The 5,309-nt window shown below is 68.4% G+C and carries 4 protein-coding genes and 2 tRNA genes; 5 read left to right on the top strand and 1 reads right to left on the bottom strand.

What is annotated here, in order from left to right:
- Positions 1-51: 51 nt before the first annotated feature.
- Positions 52-121 (bottom strand) — tRNA-Gly (locus ACFVST_RS29190).
- Positions 122-336: 215 nt separating this feature from the next.
- Between ACFVST_RS29190 and ACFVST_RS29185 the strand changes: the two genes are divergently transcribed.
- From ACFVST_RS29185 to clpX, 5 genes are all read left to right on the top strand, one after another.
- Positions 337-413 (top strand) — tRNA-Pro (locus tag ACFVST_RS29185).
- A gap of 218 nt (positions 414-631) precedes the next feature.
- Positions 632-2,056: a trigger factor gene (gene tig, locus ACFVST_RS29180; protein ID WP_390156608.1), complete on the top strand. Its 1,425-nt coding sequence runs from the start codon at positions 632-634 to the stop codon at positions 2,054-2,056.
- A 341-nt stretch (positions 2,057-2,397) separates the two neighbouring features.
- Positions 2,398-3,009, top strand: coding sequence for an ATP-dependent Clp protease proteolytic subunit (locus tag ACFVST_RS29175; RefSeq protein WP_390156609.1), 612 nt, complete (start codon positions 2,398-2,400; stop codon positions 3,007-3,009).
- A 49-nt stretch (positions 3,010-3,058) separates the two neighbouring features.
- Positions 3,059-3,754, top strand: a complete 696-nt coding sequence (locus tag ACFVST_RS29170; RefSeq protein WP_390156607.1) for an ATP-dependent Clp protease proteolytic subunit — start codon at positions 3,059-3,061, stop codon at positions 3,752-3,754.
- A 191-nt stretch (positions 3,755-3,945) separates the two neighbouring features.
- On the top strand, positions 3,946-5,232 hold the full coding sequence (gene clpX / locus ACFVST_RS29165) for an ATP-dependent Clp protease ATP-binding subunit ClpX (RefSeq protein ID WP_390156606.1): 1,287 nt from the start codon (positions 3,946-3,948) through the stop codon (positions 5,230-5,232).
- The last annotated feature ends 77 nt before the right edge of the window (positions 5,233-5,309 follow it).

The following is a 5,309-nucleotide window of genomic DNA, read 5'->3' as shown; positions in this document are numbered from 1 at the left end:
GTCAGCACGTTGACGCTCATCTCGCCCGCCCTGCCCGAACTCCGCGTCCAGCGCGGCGACGGGAATCGAACCCGCGTAGCTAGTTTGGAAGACTAGGGCTCTACCATTGAGCTACGCCCGCATGACGTGCACCTCGGCCTGACCGCACAGGCAGAGCCCGGTGCCGCCGCCGATCACCTCGGTACCTGGAGCATCGTAGCGGAGCGACGGCCTTCGCCGCACACCGCCGCCGGTCCGCGCGCACCGCCCCGGCGAGCGCCCGGCCGGGCCGGTGCCGCCGCCGTGAAACGCGGCGACCGCATCCGCCGCGGCCATGTACCCTACCCATCGCACCGACGGGGTGTGGCGCAGCTTGGTAGCGCGTCCGCTTTGGGAGCGGAAGGCCGTGGGTTCAAATCCCGCCACCCCGACCATCCCGCTCCGCGCTTCCGCAGACCCGTGATCACGTTATGGGCCAGCCACCCCACGCGGTTACTATGCAAGCTGCGTGCCCGTGTGTCTGCGTATCTCTTACGTGTGTGTAGGTCTTCGTAGATCGTCTCCTTCGGACCGGGCCGAGCCGCCCGGGACCGCCGTACGCCGGCGGGCCCCGCGCAGAACCCAAGCAGTCAGCCACCAAGGAGACCGAACCGTGAAGAGCGCCGTGGAGACCCTGAACCCGACCCGGGTTCGGCTCACTGTCGAGGTGCCCTTCGAGGAGCTCAAGCCCAGCCTCGACGCGGCGTACAAGAAGATCAACCAGCAGGTCACGGTGAAGGGCTTCCGCAAGGGCAAGATCCCCGCCCGTGTGATCGACCAGCGGTTCGGCCGCGGCGCCGTGCTGGAGGAGGCCGTCAACGAGGCGCTCCCGAAGTTCTACACCGAGGCCGTCAACGAGGGTGAGCTCAACGTCCTCGGCCAGCCCGAGGTCGACATCACCGAGCTGAAGGACGGCGAGCTGCTCTCCTTCACCGCCGAGGTCGACATCCGCCCCGAGATCGAGATCCCGGACTACTCCGGCATCGAGGTCGAGGTCGACGCGGTCTCCGTCACCGACGAGGACGTCGACAAGGCCGTCGAGGAGCTGCGCGAGCGCTTCGCCTCCACCTCCCCGGTCGAGCGGGCCGCCCAGGAGGGCGACGTCGTCACCCTCGACCTGGTCGCCAAGGTCGACGGCGAGGCCCTGGAGGACGGCGTCGCCGACGGCGTCTCCTACACCATCGGCTCCGGTGAGCTGCTGGACGGCATCGACGACGCCGTGACCGGTCTCGAAGCGGGCGGCGAGGCCACCTTCACCTCCGAGCTGAAGGGCGGCTCGGCGGCCGGCAAGGAGGCCGAGGTCACGGTCAGGGTCACCCAGGTCGCCGCGCGTGAACTGCCCGAGCTGGACGACGAGTTCGCGCAGATGGCCTCCCAGTTCGACACCCTGGACGAGGTCCGCGCCGACAGCCGCCAGCGCCTGGAGAACACCAAGCAGTACGACCAGGCCACCCAGGCGCAGGAGCGGGTCCTGGAGAAGCTGCTCGAACTGGTCGAGGTCCCCGTCCCCGAGAAGCTCCTCGACGACGAGATCAACACCCGCAAGCACAACCTCGAACACCACCAGCTCGGTCAGATGGGCCTCGACCTCGCCAAGTACCTGGAGATCCAGGGCAAGACCGAGGAGGAGTTCGACACCGAGACCAAGGACGCCGCGGTCAAGGGCATCAAGACCCAGTTCGTCCTGGACGAGTTGGTCAACAAGGAGAAGCTCAACGTCAACCAGGAGGAGCTGACCGAGCACCTCATGCGGCGTGCGGCCTCCTCCGGTATGTCCCCCGACCAGTTCGCGCAGGCGGTCGTCGAGGGCGGCCAGGTGCCGATGCTGGTGGGCGAGGTCGCCCGCGGCAAGGCGCTGGCGGTCGTCGTGGAGGCGGCCACCGTCAAGGACACCAATGGCGAGATCATCGACCTGTCCGACGAGGACGAGGACGAGGGCGCCACGGAGACGGCCACCGAGGTCGCCGAGGCCGCCACCGGCGCCGAGGAGGCCCTGGCCGCGGACGAGGCCGGCGACAAGGACGACAAGAAGGCCTGACCGCCGCCCCGGGCCTCCAGTCCCGCAGCGGCATCCCACGGGCCCCCGAGCGCCACCCGGCGCCCGGGGGCCCGTCCGGTCCCCGTCGCGCACCGCCCCTCCGGTGGCCGGGGCGCCCGTGGCAGGCGCCCGCGCCCCCGTCGCGCACCTGCGCTCACAGCGAACAGTCACCGGAGCGGGATGGCACCCGCCAGCCTGCGCGTTAGGGTCCATGGATACGAGGGCAGGGGAGTCCCCGAACCGCCGGGAGGCGGACCGGAGCGGGGTCCCACGCCCCAGCAGAAGACGTGAGACGGCCCGGCGCCGTCGTAAGACGAGCAGGTGGATACGTGACGAATCTGATGCCCTCCGCCGCCGGCGAGCCTTCCATCGGTGGCGGCCTCGGTGACCAGGTCTACAACCGGCTGCTCAACGAGCGGATCATCTTCCTCGGCCAGCCGGTCGACGACGACATCGCCAACAAGATCACCGCGCAGTTGCTGCTCCTTGCCGCCGACCCGGACAAGGACATCTTCCTGTACATCAACAGCCCCGGCGGATCGATCACGGCCGGCATGGCGATCTACGACACCATGCAGTACATCAAGAACGACGTGGTCACCATCGCCATGGGCATGGCCGCCTCGATGGGCCAGTTCCTGCTGAGCGCCGGCACCCCGGGCAAGCGCTTCGCGCTGCCCAACGCCGAGATCCTGATCCACCAGCCGTCCGCGGGCCTCGCCGGCTCCGCCTCCGACATCAAGATCCACGCCGAGCGGCTGCTGCACACCAAGAAGCGGATGGCCGAGCTGACCAGCCAGCACACCGGGCAGAGCGTCGAGCAGATCACCCGGGACTCCGACCGCGACCGGTGGTTCGACCCGATCGAGGCCAAGGAGTACGGCCTGATCGACGACATCATGCCTACCGCTGTCGGAATGCCGGGCGGCGGCGGCACCGGAGCCGGTTCCTGACCCGGACCCCGCAGCCGATCCGCCCGCCTCGCCCTTCTAGGAGAAACCAGTGAACGACTTCCCCGGCAGCGGCCTGTACGACCGCCCGAGCGCCGAGCGCGGCACGGCCGAGTACACCGGCCCGCGCGCCGAGTCCCGCTACATCATTCCGCGCTTCGTGGAGCGCACCTCGCAGGGCGTGCGCGAGTACGACCCGTACGCGAAGCTCTTCGAGGAGCGGGTGATCTTCCTCGGGGTGCAGATCGACGACGCCTCCGCCAACGACGTGATGGCGCAGTTGCTCTGCCTTGAGTCGATGGACCCGGACCGGGACATCTCGATCTACATCAACAGCCCCGGCGGCTCCTTCACCGCGCTCACCGCGATCTACGACACCATGCAGTTCGTCAAGCCGGACATCCAGACCGTGTGCATGGGCCAGGCCGCGTCCGCCGCCGCCGTACTGCTCGCGGCCGGCACCTCCGGCAAGCGCATGGCGCTGCCCAACGCCCGCGTCCTGATCCACCAGCCGTACAGCGAGACCGGTCGCGGTCAGGTGTCCGACCTGGAGATCGCGGCCAACGAGATCCTGCGGATGCGCTCGCAGTTGGAGGAGATGCTGGCCAAGCACTCCACCACGCCCATCGAGAAGATCCGCGACGACATCGAGCGCGACAAGATCCTCACCGCTGAGGACGCGCTCGCCTACGGTCTGGTCGACCAGATCGTGTCCACCCGCAAGATGAACAGCTCCTCGGTCGCCTGACCGGCTGACGTTCACAGCAGCCGCCCCGAGGCACGGCTCTCCGGCCCCGTCCCGCGCTCCACGGCGCGGGCCGAGCACCGGGGAACCGTGCCAAGGGGGGCCCTAACGGGGGGCCAGGCAAGGTACCGTCGGATATGAGGCACCAGGAGCCGCCGGGTACGGCGACTCCCAGGCGATTGGGGAAGCACCTCGTGGCACGCATCGGTGACGGCGGCGATCTGCTCAAGTGCTCGTTCTGCGGAAAGAGTCAGAAGCAGGTCAAGAAGCTCATCGCAGGCCCCGGTGTGTACATCTGCGACGAGTGCATCGACCTCTGCAACGAGATCATCGAGGAAGAACTCGCGGAGTCGAGCGAGGTCCGCTGGGAGGAACTGCCCAAGCCCCGCGAGATCTACGAGTTCCTTGAGGGGTATGTCGTCGGCCAGGAGGCCGCGAAGAAGGCCCTCTCGGTCGCGGTGTACAACCACTACAAACGGGTCCAGGCCGGAGAGAACGGCGGGGCCCAAGGGCGCGACGACGCCATCGAGTTGGCGAAGTCCAACATCCTGCTGCTGGGGCCCACCGGCTCCGGCAAGACCCTCCTCGCGCAGACCCTGGCCCGGATGCTCAACGTGCCGTTCGCCATCGCGGACGCCACCGCGCTCACCGAGGCCGGATACGTTGGCGAGGACGTCGAGAACATCCTGCTGAAGCTCATCCAGGCCGCCGACTACGACGTCAAGAAGGCCGAGACGGGCATCATCTACATCGACGAGATCGACAAGGTCGCCCGCAAGAGCGAGAACCCGTCGATCACCCGCGATGTGTCCGGCGAGGGCGTCCAGCAGGCCCTGCTGAAGATCCTGGAGGGCACCACCGCCTCCGTCCCGCCGCAGGGCGGACGCAAGCACCCGCACCAGGAGTTCATCCAGATCGACACCACGAACGTGCTGTTCATCGTGGGCGGCGCGTTCGCCGGACTGGAGAAGATCATCGAGGGGCGGGCCGGCGCCAAGGGCATCGGCTTCGGCGCCACCATCCGCTCCAAGCGGGAGCTGGAGGAGAAGGACCAGTTCGAGGACGTCATGCCGGAGGACCTGGTCAAGTTCGGCATGATCCCCGAGTTCATCGGCCGGCTCCCGGTCATCACCTCGGTCCACAACCTGGACCGCGAAGCCCTCCTCCAGATCCTCGTCGAGCCGCGCAACGCCCTGGTGAAGCAGTACCAGCGCCTCTTCGAACTCGACGGTGTGGAGCTGGACTTCGAGCGTGCGGCACTGGAGGCCATCGCCGACCAGGCCATCCTCCGCCAGACCGGCGCACGCGGCCTGCGCGCCATCATGGAGGAGGTCCTCCAGGCGGTGATGTACGAGGTCCCGTCCCGCAAGGACGTGGCCCGCGTCGTCATCACCCCCGACGTCGTCCTCTCCAACGTCAACCCGACCCTCATCCCCCGCGACTCCCGAGGCCGCGGCACGGACGAACAGAAGTCGGCCTGACGGCAGTTACCCGACACACAGAAGGGGCGACCGGCACTTTCCGGGCGCCCCTTCCGTGGGGTGGGGGAGCCGGTTGG

It is taken from the genome of Streptomyces sp. NPDC058045 (genome assembly GCF_042885635.1).
Lineage (GTDB): Bacteria > Actinomycetota > Actinomycetes > Streptomycetales > Streptomycetaceae > Streptomyces.
Note: the sequence above shows the minus strand (reverse complement) of the source record. Positions and strands in the feature narration are given on the sequence as shown.

Excerpts from the sequence above, each read along its gene's own strand:
- ACFVST_RS29175 (WP_390156609.1), top strand. The coding sequence starts at position 2,398 with ATGCCCTCCGCCGCCGGCGAGCCTTCCATCGGTGGCGGCCTCGGTGAC.